13 protein-coding genes and 1 riboswitch are annotated in these 17,369 nt (G+C 66.7%); of the genes, 1 reads left to right on the top strand and 12 read right to left on the bottom strand.

The annotated features are described in order from the left end of the window. Positions 1-11: 11 nt before the first annotated feature. From thiC to lpxC, 3 genes are all read right to left on the bottom strand, one after another. Positions 12-1,928, bottom strand: a complete 1,917-nt coding sequence (gene thiC, locus A1D30_RS07160; RefSeq protein ID WP_063460089.1) for a phosphomethylpyrimidine synthase ThiC — start codon at positions 1,926-1,928, stop codon at positions 12-14. A 115-nt stretch (positions 1,929-2,043) separates the two neighbouring features. After that, a riboswitch (TPP riboswitch) is annotated at positions 2,044-2,167 on the bottom strand. A 51-nt stretch (positions 2,168-2,218) separates the two neighbouring features. Then, the gene (locus A1D30_RS25995; protein WP_199865935.1) at positions 2,219-2,395 is read right to left on the bottom strand and encodes a hypothetical protein; all 177 of its coding nucleotides are present in this window, start codon (positions 2,393-2,395) and stop codon (positions 2,219-2,221) included. Positions 2,396-2,402: 7 nt separating this feature from the next. Continuing rightward, on the bottom strand, positions 2,403-3,326 hold the full coding sequence (gene lpxC / locus A1D30_RS07155; RefSeq protein ID WP_063460088.1) for a UDP-3-O-acyl-N-acetylglucosamine deacetylase: 924 nt from the start codon (positions 3,324-3,326) through the stop codon (positions 2,403-2,405). Between the two features lie 219 nt (positions 3,327-3,545). Between lpxC and A1D30_RS07150 the strand changes: the two genes are divergently transcribed. Continuing rightward, positions 3,546-5,324 carry a methyl-accepting chemotaxis protein gene (locus A1D30_RS07150; RefSeq protein WP_063460087.1) on the top strand — a complete coding sequence of 593 codons (1,779 nt, stop codon included), beginning with the start codon at positions 3,546-3,548 and terminating at the stop codon, positions 5,322-5,324. 184 nt (positions 5,325-5,508) lie between these two features. Here the strand turns inward: A1D30_RS07150 and ftsZ are convergent, their stop codons facing one another. The 9 genes from ftsZ to mraY form a co-directional block, all read right to left on the bottom strand. Beyond that, entirely contained in the window at positions 5,509-6,750 is a 1,242-nt protein-coding gene (gene ftsZ / locus A1D30_RS07145) for a cell division protein FtsZ (RefSeq protein WP_063460086.1), read from the bottom strand. 151 nt (positions 6,751-6,901) lie between these two features. Continuing rightward, positions 6,902-8,131 (bottom strand): cell division protein FtsA, encoded by a 1,230-nt coding sequence (ftsA, locus tag A1D30_RS07140; protein WP_063460085.1) that lies wholly within the window; start codon positions 8,129-8,131, stop codon positions 6,902-6,904. A 113-nt stretch (positions 8,132-8,244) separates the two neighbouring features. Further along, on the bottom strand, positions 8,245-9,063 hold the full coding sequence (locus A1D30_RS07135) for a cell division protein FtsQ/DivIB (protein WP_063460084.1): 819 nt from the start codon (positions 9,061-9,063) through the stop codon (positions 8,245-8,247). Continuing rightward, positions 9,063-10,052 carry a D-alanine--D-alanine ligase gene (locus A1D30_RS07130; RefSeq protein WP_063460083.1) on the bottom strand — a complete coding sequence of 330 codons (990 nt, stop codon included), beginning with the start codon at positions 10,050-10,052 and terminating at the stop codon, positions 9,063-9,065. Before A1D30_RS07130 ends, A1D30_RS07135 begins: the two co-directional genes overlap by 1 nt. After that, complete coding sequence (gene murC, locus A1D30_RS07125) at positions 10,049-11,482, bottom strand: UDP-N-acetylmuramate--L-alanine ligase (RefSeq protein WP_063460082.1); 1,434 nt, start codon at positions 11,480-11,482, stop codon at positions 10,049-10,051. Before murC ends, A1D30_RS07130 begins: the two co-directional genes overlap by 4 nt. A 265-nt stretch (positions 11,483-11,747) precedes the next feature. Further along, positions 11,748-12,812 carry an undecaprenyldiphospho-muramoylpentapeptide beta-N-acetylglucosaminyltransferase gene (murG, locus tag A1D30_RS07120; protein ID WP_063460081.1) on the bottom strand — a complete coding sequence of 355 codons (1,065 nt, stop codon included), beginning with the start codon at positions 12,810-12,812 and terminating at the stop codon, positions 11,748-11,750. Between the two features lie 79 nt (positions 12,813-12,891). Further along, the gene (gene ftsW, locus A1D30_RS07115) at positions 12,892-14,160 is read right to left on the bottom strand and encodes a putative lipid II flippase FtsW (protein WP_063460080.1); all 1,269 of its coding nucleotides are present in this window, start codon (positions 14,158-14,160) and stop codon (positions 12,892-12,894) included. Beyond that, the gene (murD, locus tag A1D30_RS07110; protein ID WP_242421814.1) at positions 14,157-16,184 is read right to left on the bottom strand and encodes a UDP-N-acetylmuramoyl-L-alanine--D-glutamate ligase; all 2,028 of its coding nucleotides are present in this window, start codon (positions 16,182-16,184) and stop codon (positions 14,157-14,159) included. Before murD ends, ftsW begins: the two co-directional genes overlap by 4 nt. Further along, entirely contained in the window at positions 16,181-17,359 is a 1,179-nt protein-coding gene (gene mraY, locus A1D30_RS07105; RefSeq protein WP_063460079.1) for a phospho-N-acetylmuramoyl-pentapeptide-transferase, read from the bottom strand. The genes murD and mraY overlap by 4 nt, the downstream gene beginning before the upstream one ends. Positions 17,360-17,369 lie beyond the last annotated feature (10 nt).

Genomic DNA, 17,369 nt, shown 5'->3' with positions numbered 1-17,369 from the left:
TATCCAGCCGTTCAGACGGGCTTGAGGGGGATGTAGAGTTCGCCGCCGCCGCGCTGGAACTCCGCTGCCTTGGTCTCCATGCCCTGGGCCAGCGCATCGGCCTCGGCCACGCCCTTCTGCTTTGCAAAGTCGCGCACTTCCTGCGTGATCTTCATGGAGCAGAACTTGGGGCCACACATCGAGCAGAAATGCGCCACCTTGGCCGAGTCCTTGGGCAGGGTTTCGTCGTGGTACTCCTTGGCCGTTTCGGGGTCCAGGCCCAGGTTGAACTGGTCCTGCCAGCGGAAGTCGAAGCGCGCCTGGCTGAGCGCATCGTCGCGCGAGCGGGCACCCGGGTGGCCCTTGGCCACGTCGGCCGCGTGGGCGGCGATCTTGTAGGCAATGATGCCCTGCTTCACGTCGTCGCGGTCGGGCAGGCCCAGGTGCTCCTTGGGCGTCACGTAGCACAGCATGGCCGTGCCCATCCAGCCGATCATGGCCGCGCCAATCGCGCTGGCAATGTGGTCATAGCCCGGTGCGATGTCGATGGTCAACGGGCCCAGGGTGTAGAACGGCGCTTCGTGGCAGGTCTTGAGCTGCTCGGTCATGTTGGCCTGGATCATGTGCATGGGCACATGGCCGGGGCCTTCGATCATGGTCTGCACGTCATGCTTCCAAGCCACTTGCGTGAGTTCGCCCAGCGTGTGCAGCTCGGCGAATTGCGCTTCGTCATTGGCGTCAGACGCGCAGCCGGGACGCAGGCCATCGCCCAGGCTGAACGAGACGTCGTACGCCTTCATGATGTCGCAGATGTCCTCGAAGTGCTCGTACAGGAAGCTCTCGCGGTGGTGTGCCATGCACCACTTGGCCATGATGGAGCCGCCGCGCGAGACGATGCCCGTGCGCCGTTGCGCCGTGAGGTGGATGTAGGCCAGGCGCACACCGGCGTGGATGGTGAAGTAATCCACGCCCTGCTCGGCCTGCTCGATCAGCGTGTCGCGGAAGATCTCCCAGGTCAGGTCTTCGGCCACGCCGCCCACCTTTTCCAGCGCCTGGTAGATCGGCACCGTGCCAATCGGCACGGGCGAGTTGCGTACGATCCAGTCGCGCGTGGTGTGGATGTTCTTGCCGGTGGACAGATCCATCACGTTGTCGGCACCCCAGCGGATCGCCCACACGAGCTTTTCCACTTCTTCCTCGATGCTGGACGTGACGGCCGAGTTGCCGATGTTGGCGTTGATCTTGACCAGGAAGTTGCGGCCGATTGCCATCGGCTCCACTTCGGGGTGGTTGATGTTGGCGGGGATGATGGCGCGGCCGCGCGCCACTTCGTCGCGCACGAATTCGGGGGTGATGATGCGCGGGATGCTCGCGCCCATGGGGTTGCCCATCAGGCGCTGCTCGCGGCCTGCGTCGGCCATGTACTGCTCCATCCATTCGCGCTTGCCGTTTTCGCGGATGGCCACGTATTCCATCTCGGGGGTGATGATGCCCTTCTTGGCGTAGTGCATTTGCGTCACGTTACCGGTGTGGTTGGCGCCGCTCTTGGCGCGCAGCGGCTTGCGCTGCAGCGCGGCAGCCTCGGCACGCAGCTGGGCCAGGCGGGTGGCGTCTTCGCTCTTTTGCCCATCGTCCAGCGCCACGGGGGCACGGCCTTCGTAGTGCTCCACATCGCCCCGGCCGGTGATCCAACCACCGCGCACGCTGGCCAGGCCCTGGCGCACGTCGATCACTGCATTGGGGTCGGTGTAGGGACCCGAGGTGTCGTACACGCTGACCAGCTCGCCGTTGGTGAGCGCGATGTCGCGCACCGGCACGCGCAGGTCGGTGTGCAGCTGGCCGGGAATGTAGGCCTTGCGCGATGCAGGAAAGGGTTCGCGGGTGCGGGCCAGCAGCTCGGCAAACTTTTCGGGGGCGGCGAGCTGGGCGTGGGGATCGGGGGCGTTCATGGGCAGGTCTCCTGGTTCCGGTGGCGGTGGGGTCTGCTCCGGAATGGACCTGTGCGCCCCCCAGGGGCGGCAGCGCCTGGGGCATGGCGTGCCTGCAAAAAAATGCGGGCACGGGGACAAGGAGGTCGGCTCTTCTTCCGCCGGTATGAACCGGATCAAGTTCGTCGGGTTCGCAAGCTCGCCTGAATTCCTTCAGGACCCTTGCATCTCAGCGCATCAGCACACCCCGGAGCAGGCGCGAGTATAGGGCAGAGGAAAAACGGGGCGGCAGAGCCCGTGCGGTCAGAAGCTCAGGCCAGGCGGCCGATGAGGATCACCGCAAAGAAGAAGACGGTTGCAATCACCGTCCATTTGAGAATGACCAGCCCCAGGCGCTTATAGCGCGCCTGCCCGGTACCGGCATAAAACGCAAACGACACGGCCGCCGCCAGAAGCAGCAGCATGGCCAGCCAGCGGAAGATCAGCATCGCAGCGCTACCAGGCGCGCACGGGCTGCGCAAAACCGGTGGGGGCCTGGCGCTCATCCTCGAAGGTGACCACCTCCCACGCATCGCGCTGGGCCAGCAGTTCGCGCAGCAGCAGGTTGTTCATGCCATGGCCCGAGCGGAAGGCGCTGTAGGCCGCCAGCAAGGGCTTGCCGATGAGGTACAGGTCGCCCATGGCGTCCAGGATCTTGTGCTTCACAAACTCGTCGTCGTAGCGCAGGCCGTCGCTGTTGAGCACCTTGTAGTCGTCCATCACGATGGCGTTGTCCAGCCCACCGCCCAGCGCCAGGCCGTTGGAGCGCATCATTTCCACATCGCGTGTGAAGCCGAAGGTGCGGGCACGGGCGATGTCGCGGCTGTAGTTGCCGGCGCCCATGTCGAACTCCACGCGCTGGCCGGTGGAGTCCACGGCCGGGTGATCGAAGTCGATCTCGAAACTGAGCTTGTAGCCGTGGTACGGCGTGAGGCGCGCCCACTTGGCATTGGCACCGTCGCCCTCGCGCACCTCGACGGGTCGGGTCACGCGGATGAAGCGCTTGGGGGCGTTCTGCAATTCGACGCCCGCACTCTGCAGCAGGAACACGAACGATGCCGAAGAGCCATCGAGGATGGGCACCTCTTCGGCCGTGATATCCACATACAGGTTGTCGATTCCGAGCCCAGCGCAGGCCGACATCAGGTGCTCCACCGTGTGCACCTTGGCACTGCCCACCGCAATGGTGGAGGCCAGCCGCGTGTCCGTCACGGCCTCGGCCCGGATCGGGATGTCCACGGGCTGGGGCAGGTCCACCCGGCGGAAGACGATGCCGGTGTCCGGCTGGGCCGGGCGCAGCGTCAGTTCGACCCGCTGGCCGCTGTGCAGTCCGACGCCAACGGCGCGGGTCAAGGTCTTGAGGGTGCGTTGCTGGAGCATCCGCGCATTTTAGTTTCTGGGCCCCTGCCCCGTACACCCTGAGGTTTTGCGGCCCTCGGCATGCCGGGTAGGTAGAGCTATCGCCGCGTTTTCACATACTGCGCCCGGCCCGGCGTTCGCCGCACAATCCTCTGGCGGCAGCGCCCCGGCGCACCCTGCAAACACAAAGTGACAGCCCACAGAGACCGACAGACGCCGCCCCACCGGAGAACGCACACCATGAGCAAGCTCAGCTTCAAAATGAAAATCATGCTCATGATCGGCACCGCACTTGCTGCGCTGCTGATCATGGCCATCATGTCCCTGCTGCAGGAGCGCCGACTCATCAGTGAATCACGCAAAGACCTGCTGACCACGGCCGTCCAGTCCGCGCACAGCATCGTGGCGGCCTACCAGGCCAAGGCGGCCAGCGGCGCCATGCCGCAGGAAGAAGCCCAGAAAGCCGCCAAGGAGGCCCTGCGCCTGGCGCGCTACGGCGGCCCCGAGGGCAAGACCGAATACTTCTACATCTGGACCACCGAAGGTGTGGGGGTGATGCACCCCTTCAAGCCCGAATGGGATGGGCAGGACATGCTGGGCAAGGTCAAGGACGGCTCGGGCGTGGACATCATCGGCCTGCTTGTGAACGGCCTGCGCAGCAGCAAGGACGGCAAGGCGTTTGTGCCCACCATGTTTGCCCGCCCCGGCCAGACAACCGCCGTGCCCAAGCTGCAGTACATCGTGCGGGTGGATGGCTGGAACTGGATGGTGGGCTCGGGCCTGTACACCGATGACGTGGATGCCCTGCTGCAAAAAGCCCTGTGGTCCAGCCTGGCGCTGGTGGTGGTGGTGTTCCTGGTGGTGGGGGCGATTGGCCTGATCGTGTCGCGCTCTGTGCTGCGCCAGATCGGCGGCGAGCCCACCGAGGCCATCGCCATCATGCAGGAAGTGGCCGAAGGCAACCTGGATGCGCAGATACCGACCTCCCACCCCGGCTCGATGCTCGACGGCCTGGCCCACATGGTCACCTCGTTGCGCAAGCTGGTCACTGAAGTGCGGTCGGCCACGGACAGCATTGCCACGGCGTCGGGCGAAATTGCCCAGGGCAACAACGATCTGGCCCACCGCACCGAAGACACGGCCAGCAACCTGCAAACCACGGCCAGCAGCATGGAAGAGCTGACCAGCACCGTCAAGCAGACCTCGGACTCGGCCCAGACCGCCAACCAGATGGCGACATCCGCTGCCGCCGTGGCGGCACGGGGGGGCGAGGTGGTGTCCCGCGTGGTGTCCACCATGCAGGACATCAACGCCAGCAGCAACAAGATCAGCGACATCATCGGCGTGATCGACGGCATCGCGTTCCAGACCAACATCCTGGCGCTCAACGCTGCGGTGGAAGCCGCCCGCGCGGGCGAACAGGGGCGCGGTTTTGCGGTGGTGGCCAGCGAGGTGCGCAGCCTGGCCCAGCGCAGCGCTGCAGCCGCCAAGGAGATCAAGGCGCTGATTGATGCGTCCGTGGAAAAGGTCGCATCGGGCACCCAGCTGGTGGGCAATGCAGGCGCCACCATGACCGAGATCGTGGACAGCGTTCAGCGCGTGACGGACATCATCGGAGAGATCCGCTCGGCCACCTCCGAGCAGAGCCAGGGCATCGCCCAGGTCAACACCGCCGTGAACCAGCTGGACCAGATGACGCAGCAGAACTCGGCGCTGGTGGAGCAGTCTGCTGCCGCTGCAGACAGCCTGCGCGAGCAGGCCATGAAGCTCACCCAGGTGGTTGCGCTGTTCCGCGTGAATGGCAGCCACACGGCGCCCTCCGTGCCCGCCAGCCGCCCGGCCCCCCGGCCCCCAGCAGCCGCCCCCGCCGTGCGTGCCGCCGCGCCCCGCCCGGCCCTGGCCAAAGCCCCGGCAGCGCGCCCCGCAACCCCGGCACCCAAACCGGCAGCGGCCCTGCCGCCCAAGGCCAGCAGCCCCAAGCCTGCGGCGGACAACAACGACGACTGGGAGTCCTTTTAAAGGCCTGAGTTTGAACGGCTGAAGCAGTGACTTTGCCGCGCGGCTGCCTCTGCACCCGCGAAGCCCGCCACCGCCCCCGCCTCGGCGCCCCCAAAAGAAAAACCCTGCCAGCGTGAGCTGGCAGGGTTTTTTGATGAAGGCTTGCTCAGCCCCGGGAGCACCGGGGCCTCACCCTCTCAATCAATCAATCGGCTTGCTTGCGCAGGAAGGCCGGGATCTCCAGGTCGTCCATGCCGCCGGACGACAGCGCATCGACGCGTGCTGCGGCCTGCGTGCGGTTGGTGCGCCACACGCTGGGCACCGACATGCTGCCGTAGTCGGCCTGCGCGCTGCCCGCATGGCCGCCTTGCACGCCCACGGCACCGCCCACCGTGCCCACACCCGCCACGGGCATCTGGTAGGCCATGTTGTCCGTGCCCGTGCGCAGGCCGCCCTGCACCACCGAGATCGGCTGGCGGCGTGCATTGGCGCGCGACAGGCCCGTGGCCACCACGGTCACGCGGATCTCGTCGCCCAGGGTTTCGTCGTAGGCCGCGCCGAAGATCACATGCGCGTCGGTCGATGCGTAGGCGTTGATGGTGTTCATGGCCTGGCGCGACTCAGACAACTTGAGGCTGCCCTTGCTCGCCGTGACCAGCACCAGCACGCCCTTGGCGCCCGACAGGTCGATGCCTTCGAGCAGCGGGCAGGCGATGGCCTGCTCGGCAGCGATGCGTGCGCGGTCGGGGCCGCTGGCCGTGGCCGTGCCCATCATGGCCTTGCCGGGCTCGCCCATCACGGTGCGCACGTCTTCAAAGTCCACGTTCACCTGGCCGTACTCGTTGATGATTTCAGCGATGCCGCCCACGGCGTTCTTGAGCACGTCGTTGGCATGCGCAAAGGCCTCGTCCTGGGTGATGTCGTCACCCAGCACATCGAGCAGCTTTTCGTTGAGCACCACGATCAGCGAGTCCACATTGGCTTCGAGTTCGGCCAGGCCGTCGTCGGCATTCTTCATGCGGCGGCCACCTTCCCAGTCGAAAGGCTTGGTCACCACACCCACGGTCAGGATGCCCATTTCCTTGGCAATGCGCGCGATCACGGGGGCCGCCCCCGTGCCGGTGCCACCGCCCATGCCCGCCGTGATGAACAGCATGTGCGCGCCCGAGATGGCGTCGCGGATGTCTTCCACGGCGGCCTCGGCCGCATCGCGGGCCTTTTCAGGCTTGCCACCCGCGCCCAGGCCGCTGCCACCCAGCTGGATGACACGGTGCGCCGAGCTGCGCGTGAGCGCCTGTGCATCGGTATTGGCGCTGACAAACTCCACGCCCTGCACGCTGCGGGCAATCATGTGCTCAACGGCGTTGCTGCCGCCGCCGCCCACACCGATCACCTTGATCTGGGTGCCCTGGTTGAATTCTTCGGCTTCGATCATTTCGATGGTCATCTTGGAGCTCCTGTTTCTAAATTCGTATGCAATTGCCAAATGGGAGATGGGGTACTGACAGATGAAGAGCGCGGCGGGCCTGTGCATCGCCATCGCTCGCGCGGTCTTCGGTGTGGACTCCCTCGCGCCAGCCAGAGTGGGTATTTCATGGTCAGAAATTCCCCACGATGAAATCCTTGAAGCGCCCGAACGCGGTCTTCATGGAGCCGCTCTTCTGAGCGACCTTGAAGCCCCGCAGGCGCGCCAGCCGTGCCTCTTCCAGAAGACCCATGACAGTGGCCGCACGGGGCTGGGCCACCATGTCTGCCAGGGCGCTGGAATACTTGGGAATACCACGCCGCACGGGCTTGAGGAAGATGTCCTCGCCCAGTTCGATCATCCCGGGCATCACCGAGCTGCCACCGGTGAGCACGATGCCCGACGACAGCACTTCTTCGTAGCCCGACTCGCGCACCACCTGCTGCACGAGCGAGAAGATTTCCTCGACACGCGGTTCGATCACACCGGCCAGCGCCTGCTTGCTCAGCATGCGCGGGCTGCGGTCGCCCAGGCCGGGCACTTCCACCTGCGCTTCGGGGTCGGCCAGCAGCTGCTTGGCGTAGCCGCTTTCGACCTTGATGTCTTCGGCATCCTTGGTGGGCGTGCGCAGCGCCATGGCGATGTCGCTGGTGATGAGGTCGCCCGCAATCGGGATCACCGCCGTGTGGCGGATCGCGCCGCCGGTGAAGATGGCCACGTCGGTCGTGCCCGCGCCGATGTCCACCACCACCACACCCAGCTCGCGTTCGTCGTCGGTCAGCACCGCCTGGCTGCTGGCCAGCGGGTTCAGCATCAGCTGCTCCACTTCCAGGCCGCAGCGGCGCACGCACTTGATGATGTTCTCGGCCGCGCTCTGCGCACCGGTCACGATGTGGATCTTGGCTTCGAGGCGGATGCCGCTCATCCCGATGGGCTCCTTCACATCCTGCCCGTCGATCACGAACTCTTGCGGCTCCACCAGCAACAGGCGCTGGTCGCTGCTGATGTTGATGGCCTTGGCGGTCTCCACCACCCGCGCCACGTCGGCGGAGGTGACTTCCTTGTCCTTCACCGCCACCATGCCGCTGGAGTTGAGGCCGCGGATGTGGCTGCCGGTGATGCCGGTGTACACGCGCTGGATCTTGCAGTCGGCCATCAGCTCGGCCTCTTTCAGCGCCTGCTGGATGCTCTGCACCGTGGCGTCGATGTTCACCACCACGCCGCGCTTGAGGCCATTGCTGGGCGCCACGCCCAGGCCCGCGAGTTTCAGCTCGCCACCGGGCAGCACTTCGGCCACCACGGCCATGACCTTGGCCGTGCCGATGTCGAGCCCCACCACCACGTCTTTGTACTCTCTTGCCATATCAGCCTCTGCCCTTTTCTGTTCTGTCCCGCTGACCATCCCACCGCGTGCTCAACCGCCCGATGGCGGTGGCCTGCCCCGCACCTTGTGTTGCCTTGTTGCACTGCATCGCATCACCTCCTGCGCACACCGCCGGTGGCACCGGCCACGGCCCCTGCGGCATCGGGGATCACCGTGGTGACCCCCCGCAACCGCAGCGCATAACCACCGGCATGGCGCAGATCAGCCGACTCCAGCGCATCCACACGCCGCCCGTATTGCGCCGCCACCTGGGTCAGCGTGCGCACAAACCGCTGCGTGCGCCGCACCACCTCTTCGGGGGTGCCGCCGCCCAGCTCCACCACGGCATCGCTGTCCAGCCGAGCGCGCCAGCCGCCCCGGCCGGTCAGCTCCAGCTCTTCCACTTCCAGCCCCAGCGGCTCGAACACAGGCTGCAACAGCCCCACCATCTTCAGTGCCTCGGCCGACGAGCCCTGGGGGCCCAGCAGACGCGGCAGGCCTTCCAGCTCCACATCGCCCACATTGGCCTCGAACACCTCACCGTGGCTGTTGACCATGGCCGAGCCGGATTCGGGCCCCCAGAAGGCCACGGCGTCGTGCTCCTGCAGCTCCACCCGCAGGCTGGCGGGGTACACACGGCGCACCTCGGCGCTGCGCACCCAGGGCACCTGCTCGAAGGCCTCGCGGGCGGCGCGCAGGTCCACCGTGAAGAAGTTGCCCACCAGGTGCGGCCCCACATTGGCCCGCAGCGTGACGGCGTTGTTGTGCACCAGCTCGCCCTGCACCACGATGCGCGCAATCGCAAAGCCCGGGTAGCGCAGCACCCACCCCACCCCCGCTGCCAGCACGGCCAGGGCGCAGCCCACGAACAAGACCGACGCGGTCAGGTTCATGAGCTTGACGTCCAGGGGTGCGGGCAGCGCGTGGGTCATCAGGCAGCCTTTGGCCTTGCGGGCGTATCCAATGCCGCGCTCTCCAGAATGCGCAGGCACAGTTCCTCGTAGCTGATGCCCGAGGCCCGTGCCGACATGGGCACAAGCGAGTGGCCCGTCATGCCTGGCGAAGTGTTCATCTCCAGCAAGAACGGCTTGCGGTCGCTGGCGCGGATCATCAGGTCAGCCCGGCCCCAGCCCCGGCAGCCCAGGGTGCGGTAGGCCTCCAGCACGATGCGCTGGATCTCGCGCTCCTCGGCCTCAGGCAGGCCGCTCGGGCACTGGTACTTCACATCGTCGGTGAAATACTTGTTCTGGTAGTCGTAGGCACCATCGGGCGCCACGATGCGGATCACCGGCAGCGCGCGGGCGTCGGCGCCCTGCCCCAGCACGGGGCAGGTGACCTCTTCGCCGTCAATGAACTCCTCGCACAGCACATCGGGGTCGTACTGGGCCGACAGCTGCACGGCTTCCTGCATGTCCGAGTAGCCCCGCACCTTGGTCACGCCAATCGACGAGCCTTCGCGCGGCGGCTTCACGATCAGGGGCAGGCCCAGTTCGTCGGGCACGGTGCGCACCACTTCGCGCTGTTGGCGGTCGGGCGCCAGCCACACATAACGCGGCGTGGGCAGGCCCTCGGCCAGCCACACGCGCTTGGTCATGACCTTGTCCATGGCGATGCTGGACGCCATCACGCCCGGGCCGGTGTATGGGATGCCCAGCAGCTCCAGCGCGCCCTGCACCGTGCCGTCTTCGCCATGGCGGCCATGCAGCGCGATGAAGCAGCGCGCATAGCCGTCGCGCTTCAGGTCGCCCAGCGCGTTCTGCGCCGGGTCGAAGGCATGCGCATCCACACCGCGCGAGCGCAGCGCCTGCAGCACGCCGCTGCCCGACATGAGCGAGACCTCGCGCTCGGCCGAATCACCGCCCATGAGCACGGCCACCTTGCCCAGGGATTTCACATCAATATTGGAATCAAAAGAGGTCATACCGCGCTCCCCTTCAGCGCTTTCAGCTCACTATTTTGTAGCATATCCACCACCTTGCCCGGCACCGCGCCGATGGAGCCCGCGCCCATGCACATCACCACGTCACCGTCCTTGGCGTTGTCGGCGATGGCCTGGGGCAGGTCGGCCACGTTGTCGATGAACACAGGCTCCACCCGGCCCGCCACGCGCAGCGCGCGCGCCAGCGAGCGGCCATCGGCCGCCACCACGGGCGCCTCGCCCGCTGCGTACACCTCGGTCAGCAGCACGGCGTCGGCGTTGCCGATGACCTTCACGAAATCCTCGAAGCAGTCGCGCGTGCGGCTGTAGCGGTGCGGCTGGAAGGCCAACACCAGGCGGCGGCCCGGGAATGCACCGCGTGCAGCGGCCAGCGTGGCGGCCATCTCCACCGGGTGGTGGCCGTAGTCGTCGATCACGGTGAACTGGCCGCCGTCCTTGGCGGGCAGTTCGCCATAGCGCTGGAAGCGCCGCCCCACGCCCTTGAAACCTGCCAGCGCGCGCTGCACAGCTTCGTCGGGGATGTTCAGTTCCACCGCCACGGCGATGGCCGACAGCGCGTTGAGCACGTTGTGCTCGCCCGCGAGGTTGAGCACGATCTCCATGTCGGGCAGCGTCACGCCGTTGCGCCGCTGCACGGTGAAGCGCATCTGGCCAGCCTCGGCCTGCACGTTGATGGCGCGCACCTGGGCGTCTTCCGAGAAGCCGTAGCTGGTGATGGGGCAGGTCACGCTTTGCAGGATGTCGCGCACGGCCGGGCTGTCCACACACAGGATGGCCGTGCCGTAGAACGGCATGCGGTGCAGGAAATCGACAAACGCACCCTTGAGCCGGCCGAAGTCGTGACCGTAGGTCTCCATGTGGTCGGCGTCGATGTTGGTGACCACCGCCATCACGGGCAGCAGGTTCAGGAACGACGCATCGGACTCATCCGCCTCGACCACGATGTAGTCGCCGCTGCCCAGCTTGGCATTGGCGCCCGCGCTGTTGAGCTTGCCGCCGATCACAAAGGTCGGGTCCAGGCCCGCCTCGGCCAGCACGCTGGTCACGAGGCTGGTGGTCGTGGTCTTGCCGTGGGTGCCCGCAATCGCAATGCCCTGCTTCAGGCGCATCAGCTCGGCCAGCATAAGGGCGCGCGGCACCACGGGAATCTTCTTCTCGCGCGCGGCCAGCACTTCGGGGTTGTCGGGCGTCACCGCCGTGGAGGTGACCACGGCGTCCGCGCCGTCGATGTGTGCCGCTGCGTGGCCCAGGCAGGTCTGGATGCCCAGGCCCTGCAGGCGGCGCAGCGTGGCGCTGTCGGCCAGGTCCGAGCCCGAGATGCGGTAGCCCAGGTTGAACAGCACCTCAGCGATGCCGCTCATGCCCGCGCCGCCCAGGCCGACGAAGTGAATGTGGCGAATGGCGTGTTTCATAGAGCCTGTCCAAAATCTTTTCGTGGTACCCGCAAGGCATCAAAAGGCTGCAATCGAGGCGCGCGCCGCAGGCCAGGCTGGTGGCCTGGACAAGGCGCGCAACGATGAGTGCGGCCTTTTGCTGCCTTGCCCGAAGGGTTGCCCCGCAAAGGCGGCATCTGCGGCGTTGCCCATCCTCGCCGCACTCCAGTGCGGCTTGCGGTGTGCGCCTTGCACCTGCCGCCTTTGCGGGGCAACGGGCACCACGAAAAGACTTTGGACAGGCTCATGCCAACTCCTCGCAGGCAGTCACCACTTCGCGGGTGGCGTTGATTTTTTGCATGTTTTTGGCCTTCTGCGCGCTATCCACCAACGTGGAGCGCTCTAAATTCAATAGCATCTGCGACAGCCCCTGGGGCGTGAGGTCGCGCTGCTGCACCAGCCAGCCGCCCCCCGCATTCACCAGGAACTGCGCATTGGTCGTCTGGTGGTCGTCCACGGCCGAGGGGAAGGGCACAAAAATGGACGCGGCCCCCACGGCGGCAATTTCGGTCACGGTGCTGGCACCGGCACGGCAGACGATGATGTCGGCCGCAGCAAACGCGCTGGCCGTGTCGTCGATGAAAGGCGTGCATTCGGCCTCGACCCCGGCCGCCGCGTAGTTGGTGCGCAAGGCGTCGATCTGCGTAGCGCCGCTCTGGTGGACCACAGTGGGCCGTTGTTCGGCAGGCATCAACGCCACGGCCTGCGGCACGATCTCGTTGAGCGCACGCGCGCCCAGGCTCCCCCCCACCACCAGCAGGCGCAGCGGGCCGCTGCGGCCCGCAAACCGCTCGGCCGGGCCGGGCTGCTGCGTGAAGGCGGTGCGCAGCGGGTTGCCCACCCACTGGCCCTGCTTGAACACGTTGGGGAAGGCGGTAAAAACGCGGTCGGCCACACCGGCCAGCACCTTGTTGGCCATGCCGGCCACCGAGTTCTGCTCGTGCAACACCAGCGGTTTGCCCGCCAGCACACCCATCATCCCGCCCGGAAAGGTGATGTAGCCCCCCAGGCCCACCACCACATCGGGCTTAACGCGGCGCACCACCTGCAGCGCCTGCCAGAACGCGCGCAGCAGGCGCAGCGGCAGCAGGGCCAGCGTAGCGATGCCTTTGCCGCGCACACCCGAAAAATCGATGAGTTCCAGCGCAAAACCGTGCTGCGGCACGATGCGCGACTCCATGCTGCCAGGCGCGCCCAGCCAGTGCACGCGCCAGCCACGTGCGCGCAGCTCTTCGGCCACGGCGAGGCCAGGGAAGATGTGGCCGCCTGTGCCACCAGCCATGATGAGGGCGGTCTTCTGCTTGCTCATACGCGACCTCCCCTCATGAGGCACTGCGTGCCTGGCATTGCTTGCGCAATGCACCGCTTGTTTTGGTGAAACAAACTTCTCATACGCGGCCTCCGCGCATGAGCAGTTTGTTTTCGTAGTCCACGCGCAGGACAACAGCCAAAGCCACCAGATTCATCAGGATCGCTGACCCCCCAAAGCTCATCAGCGGCAGCGTGAGCCCCTTGGTCGGCAAGGCGCCCAGGTTCACGCCCATATTGATAAAGGCCTGAAAGCCGATCCAGATCGCCACGCCCTGCGCGACGAGGCCGGAGAACACGCGGTCCAGCGCAATCGCCTGGCGGCCGATGTGCATGATGCGGCGGATCATCCAGAAGAACAGCACGATGAGGGCCAGCACACCCACCAGGCCGAACTCCTCGCCAATCACGGCCAGCAGGAAGTCGGTGTGGGCCTCGGGCAGCCAGTGCAGCTTTTCCACGCTGCCGCCCAGTCCCACGCCAAAAATCTCGCCCCGCCCGATGGCGATCAGCGAGTGCGACAGCTGGTAGCCCTTGCCCAGCGCATGCTGTTCGCTGAAGGGGTCAAGGTAGGCAAACACGCGCTCGCGCCGCCAGGGCGAGCTGGCGATCATGAGCGCAAAGGCTCCCACCAGCACGCCCGCAATCAGGAAGAACATGCGCGCATTGACGCCGCCCAGGAACAGGATGCCCATGGCGATCACGGCCACCACCATGAAGGCGCCCATGTCCGGCTCGGCCAGCAGCAGCACACCCACAATGGCCACGGCCGCGCCCATGGGCAGCACGGCGCGGAAGAAGCGTTCCTTCACTTCCATCTTGCGCACCATGTAGTCGGCGGCGTAGATGAGCACGGCAAACTTGGCCACCTCGGACGGCTGAAAACCAATGGGGCCGATGGACAGCCAGCGCCGCGCGCCATTGACCACCTTGCCCACGCCGGGGATCAGCACCGCCACCAAGAGCAGCAGCGCCACCACAAACAGCCAGGGTGCCACCCGCTCCCACAGCAGCATGGGCACCTGAAACGCCAGCAGGGCCGCCACAAAACCCACCACCAAGTACATCATGTGGCGCGTGAGGAAATGGGTGGGCGAATAGTTGGCAAACCGGGGGTTGTCCGGCATCGCAATCGATGCCGAATACACCATCACCAGCCCCCAGGCAAGCAGCGCCACCACCACCCACAAAAGGGTCTGGTCAAAGCCCAGCACACTTGCGGGTGTGCTGGACGACTGGCGGTACTCGGTGCCGCCCACACGCACGGGCAGCACATCGGCCGCCTTGCCGGGCAGGCCGCCGAACCAGCCGGTCAGGCGTTGCAACAGGGTGCTGGCGGGTGCGGTCATGCCATGCCCTCCGCCGACTGGCCGGCGTCGTCGGCCATGGCCCGCACCGTGTCGCAGAAAACCTGCGCACGGTGTTCGTAGTCCTTGAACATGTCAAAACTGGCGCAGGCGGGCGACATCAGCACGGCGTCGCCCGCATGGGCGCGCTGGGCGGCCAGCGCCACGGCGTCGGGCAGCGTGGGGGCGTCCAGCAGCGCCACGCCGGTGTCCTGCAGCGCGGTGCGGATCAGCGGTGCGTCGCGGCCGATCAGCACCACGGCACGTGCATAGCGCGCCACGGGGGCGGCCAGCGGTGCAAAGTCCTGCCCCTTGCCCTCGCCGCCCAGGATGACCACCAGGCGGCGCTCGGCGCCCAGCCCGACCAGGGCGGCCGCCGTGGCGCCCACGTTGGTGCCCTTGCTGTCGTCGAAATACTCCACGCCGTGGAGGATGGCCACGGGCTCCACACGGTGCGGTTCGCCCCGGTATTCGCGCAGGCCGTACAGCATGGGCGCCAGCGGGCAGCCAGTGGCCGAGGCCAGTGCCAGCGCGGCCAGCGCGTTGGTGGCGTTGTGGCGGCCCCGGATGCGCAACGCATCGGCGGGCATGAGCCGCTGTATGTGCAGCTCTTCCTCCACCTCGTTGCGGCCGCGCTTGCGGGTTTCGTCAGCGTCCATGGCGCGCACCAGCCAGGGCATGCCGCTCACGACCTCGATGCCAAAGTCGCCCGGGCGCCGGGGCATGTCGGCACCAAAGGTGATGTGGGCACGCACCTGGGGCTTTTGCAGCTTGACCTTGACGGGCGGGGGCAGCATCGCCATCACGGCCGGGTCTTCGCGGTTCAGGATCATCAAGCCCGCCTGCCCGAAGATGCGCGCCTTGGCTGCTGCGTAGGCGTCCATGCCGCCATGCCAGTCCAGGTGGTCCTGCGTGATGTTGAGCACGGTGGCGGCCGTGGGCTCGAAACCCCCTTCACCCACGTTCGTGCCATCGAGCTGGAAGCTCGACAGCTCCAGCACCCACACCTCGGGCAGCGTGTCGGCGTCCAGGTGCGTGGCCAGCGTGTCCAGCAGCGTGGGGCCGATGTTGCCTGCCACCGCCACGCTTTTGCCAGCGCGCTCCACCAGCTGGCCGGTGAGCGAGGTCACGGTGGTCTTGCCGTTGGTGCCGGTGATGGCCAGCACCGCTGGCGCGTACGCGTGCGAGGCGCGCAGCGCGGCCAGCGCATCAGAATACAAGCTCAATTCGCCCCCTGCGCGCACCCCGTTTGCCTCAGCAGCTCGCAAAACAGGAGCAACCTGTTGGGGACTCAGCCCGGGCGAGCGGTAGACGGCCTGCAGGTTGTGCCCCACCACCAGGCTGGCATCGAAGGCGCCCGCCACAAAGCGGACCTGGGGCATCTCCTGCTGCAGCGCGGGCAGTTGGGGTGGGGCCGCGCGGGTGTCGGCCACGGTGACCTGTGCCCCGCAGCGCACACACCAGCGCGCCATGGCCATGCCCGAGGCGCCCAGGCCCAGGATGAGGATGTTCTGGCCCTGCAGCAGCTGGGCCATGGCCTCCACGGGGCTGACCAGGGGTTCTGCGGGCGCGGCGTCCTCCCCCACGTCCGCGTCTTGCGCGGCATCGGGCTCGGCAGCAGCGGGCCCTTCGGGGGCAGCCACCTCGGCAAAAATCTGCGCCACAAAATCGGCGGCGGCCTTGGCGGCCGAGACGGCGGGCACGGCCTCGGGGTTCCAGGCGGTGCTGGGGGCTGGTGCCGTGGCAGGGGCTTCGGTGGCGGGCGCTGGAGCCTCGGCGTCGGGAGCAGCCGTCAGTTCGGGGGCGGTCTCAGCAGGCGGGCCCAGGTCCGTGTCCACACCGGCATCCACATCTGCCTCACTGGCTGGGGTGGCCGGAACGGCAGACGACCCGGGCAACGCCACCCCATCGGGCATGGGCCCGGCGCTCGCAGCACCGGGCGCGCCCACCCCCAGCCCCGCCTCAGTCGGCGTGGCCTCCGGCACATCCGAGGTGCCAGGGATGGTGGAGGGATCGTTCGGGTTCATCGCAGTTTCAGGGTGGACAGGCCAATCAGGCACAGCAGCATGGTGATGATCCAGAAGCGCACAACGACCTGCGTTTCTTTCCAGCCGCTCTTTTCAAAATGGTGGTGCAGCGGCGCCATCTTCAGCAGGCGGCGGCCTTCGCCATAGCGCTTCTTGGTGTACTTGAACCAGGTCACCTGCAGCATCACCGACAGGGCTTCGACCACGAAGATGCCGCCCATGATGGCCAGCACAATCTCTTGCCGCACGATCACGGCGATGGTGCCCAGCGCGCCGCCCAGCGCCAGTGCGCCCACGTCGCCCATGAACACCTGCGCGGGGTGGGCGTTGAACCACAGAAAGGCCAGGCCCGCACCGGCCATGGCCGCGCAGAAGATCAGCAGCTCGCCCGAGCCGGGAATGTGCGGGAAGAACAGGTACTTGGAGTACACCGAGCTGCCGGTGACATAGGCGAACACGCCCAGGGCCGAGCCCACCATCACCACCGGCATGATGGCCAGGCCGTCCAGGCCGTCGGTCAGGTTGACGGCGTTGCTCGACCCCACGATGACCAGGTAGGTCAGGACCACGAAGCCCAGCACGCCCAGCGGGTAGCTGATCTCCTTGAAGAACGGCAGCTGCAGCCCGGCCTTGGGGGGCAGGTCGAGCGAGAAGCCGGACTGCACCCAGGCCACGAACAGCTCCCACACCTTGGCGTTGGAGCTTTCAGAAATGCTGAACGCCAGGTACAGCGCGGCCACCAGACCGATGATGGACTGCCAGAAATACTTCTCGCGCGAGCGCATGCCCTCGGGGTCCTTGTTGACCACCTTGCGCCAGTCGTCCACCCAGCCGATGGCGCCAAAACCCAGCGTGACGATGAGCACGATCCACACGAAGCGGTTGGAGAGGTCGAACCACAGCAGGGTCGAGATCGCGATCGACAGAAGGATCAGCACGCCGCCCATGGTGGGCGTGCCGCTTTTGGACAGGTGCGACTGCATGGCATAGCCCCGGATGGGCTGGCCGATCTTGAGCGAGGTGAGGATGCGGATCACCTTGGGGCCCGCCACCAGGCCGATGAGCAGCGCCGTCATGGCCGCCATCACCGCACGGAAGGTGAGGTACTGGAACACGCGGAAAAAGCCGAACTCGGGCGACAGCCCTTGCAGCCATTGCGAGAGCATCAGCAGCATGGGGCACCTC

Source organism: Acidovorax sp. GW101-3H11, assembly GCF_001633105.1.
Lineage (GTDB): Bacteria > Pseudomonadota > Gammaproteobacteria > Burkholderiales > Burkholderiaceae_C > Acidovorax.
The sequence above is the reverse complement of the archived record's forward strand: the minus strand, read 5'-3'. Positions and strand labels throughout refer to the sequence as shown.

Excerpts from the sequence above, each read along its gene's own strand:
- murC (WP_063460082.1), bottom strand. The coding sequence starts at position 11,482 with ATGAAACACGCCATTCGCCACATTCACTTCGTCGGCCTGGGCGGCGCG.
- A1D30_RS07150 (WP_063460087.1), top strand. The coding sequence starts at position 3,546 with ATGAGCAAGCTCAGCTTCAAAATGAAAATCATGCTCATGATCGGCACC.
- thiC (WP_063460089.1), bottom strand. The coding sequence starts at position 1,928 with ATGAACGCCCCCGATCCCCACGCCCAGCTCGCCGCCCCCGAAAAGTTT.
- A1D30_RS07135 (WP_063460084.1), bottom strand. The coding sequence starts at position 9,063 with ATGACCCACGCGCTGCCCGCACCCCTGGACGTCAAGCTCATGAACCTG.
- A1D30_RS25995 (WP_199865935.1), bottom strand. The coding sequence starts at position 2,395 with ATGCTGATCTTCCGCTGGCTGGCCATGCTGCTGCTTCTGGCGGCGGCC.
- ftsZ (WP_063460086.1), bottom strand. The coding sequence starts at position 6,750 with ATGACCATCGAAATGATCGAAGCCGAAGAATTCAACCAGGGCACCCAG.
- murG (WP_063460081.1), bottom strand. The coding sequence starts at position 12,812 with ATGAGCAAGCAGAAGACCGCCCTCATCATGGCTGGTGGCACAGGCGGC.
- mraY (WP_063460079.1), bottom strand. The coding sequence starts at position 17,359 with ATGCTGCTGATGCTCTCGCAATGGCTGCAAGGGCTGTCGCCCGAGTTC.
- murD (WP_242421814.1), bottom strand. The coding sequence starts at position 16,184 with ATGAACCCGAACGATCCCTCCACCATCCCTGGCACCTCGGATGTGCCG.
- ftsW (WP_063460080.1), bottom strand. The coding sequence starts at position 14,160 with ATGACCGCACCCGCCAGCACCCTGTTGCAACGCCTGACCGGCTGGTTC.
- ftsA (WP_063460085.1), bottom strand. The coding sequence starts at position 8,131 with ATGGCAAGAGAGTACAAAGACGTGGTGGTGGGGCTCGACATCGGCACG.
- A1D30_RS07130 (WP_063460083.1), bottom strand. The coding sequence starts at position 10,052 with ATGACCTCTTTTGATTCCAATATTGATGTGAAATCCCTGGGCAAGGTG.
- lpxC (WP_063460088.1), bottom strand. The coding sequence starts at position 3,326 with ATGCTCCAGCAACGCACCCTCAAGACCTTGACCCGCGCCGTTGGCGTC.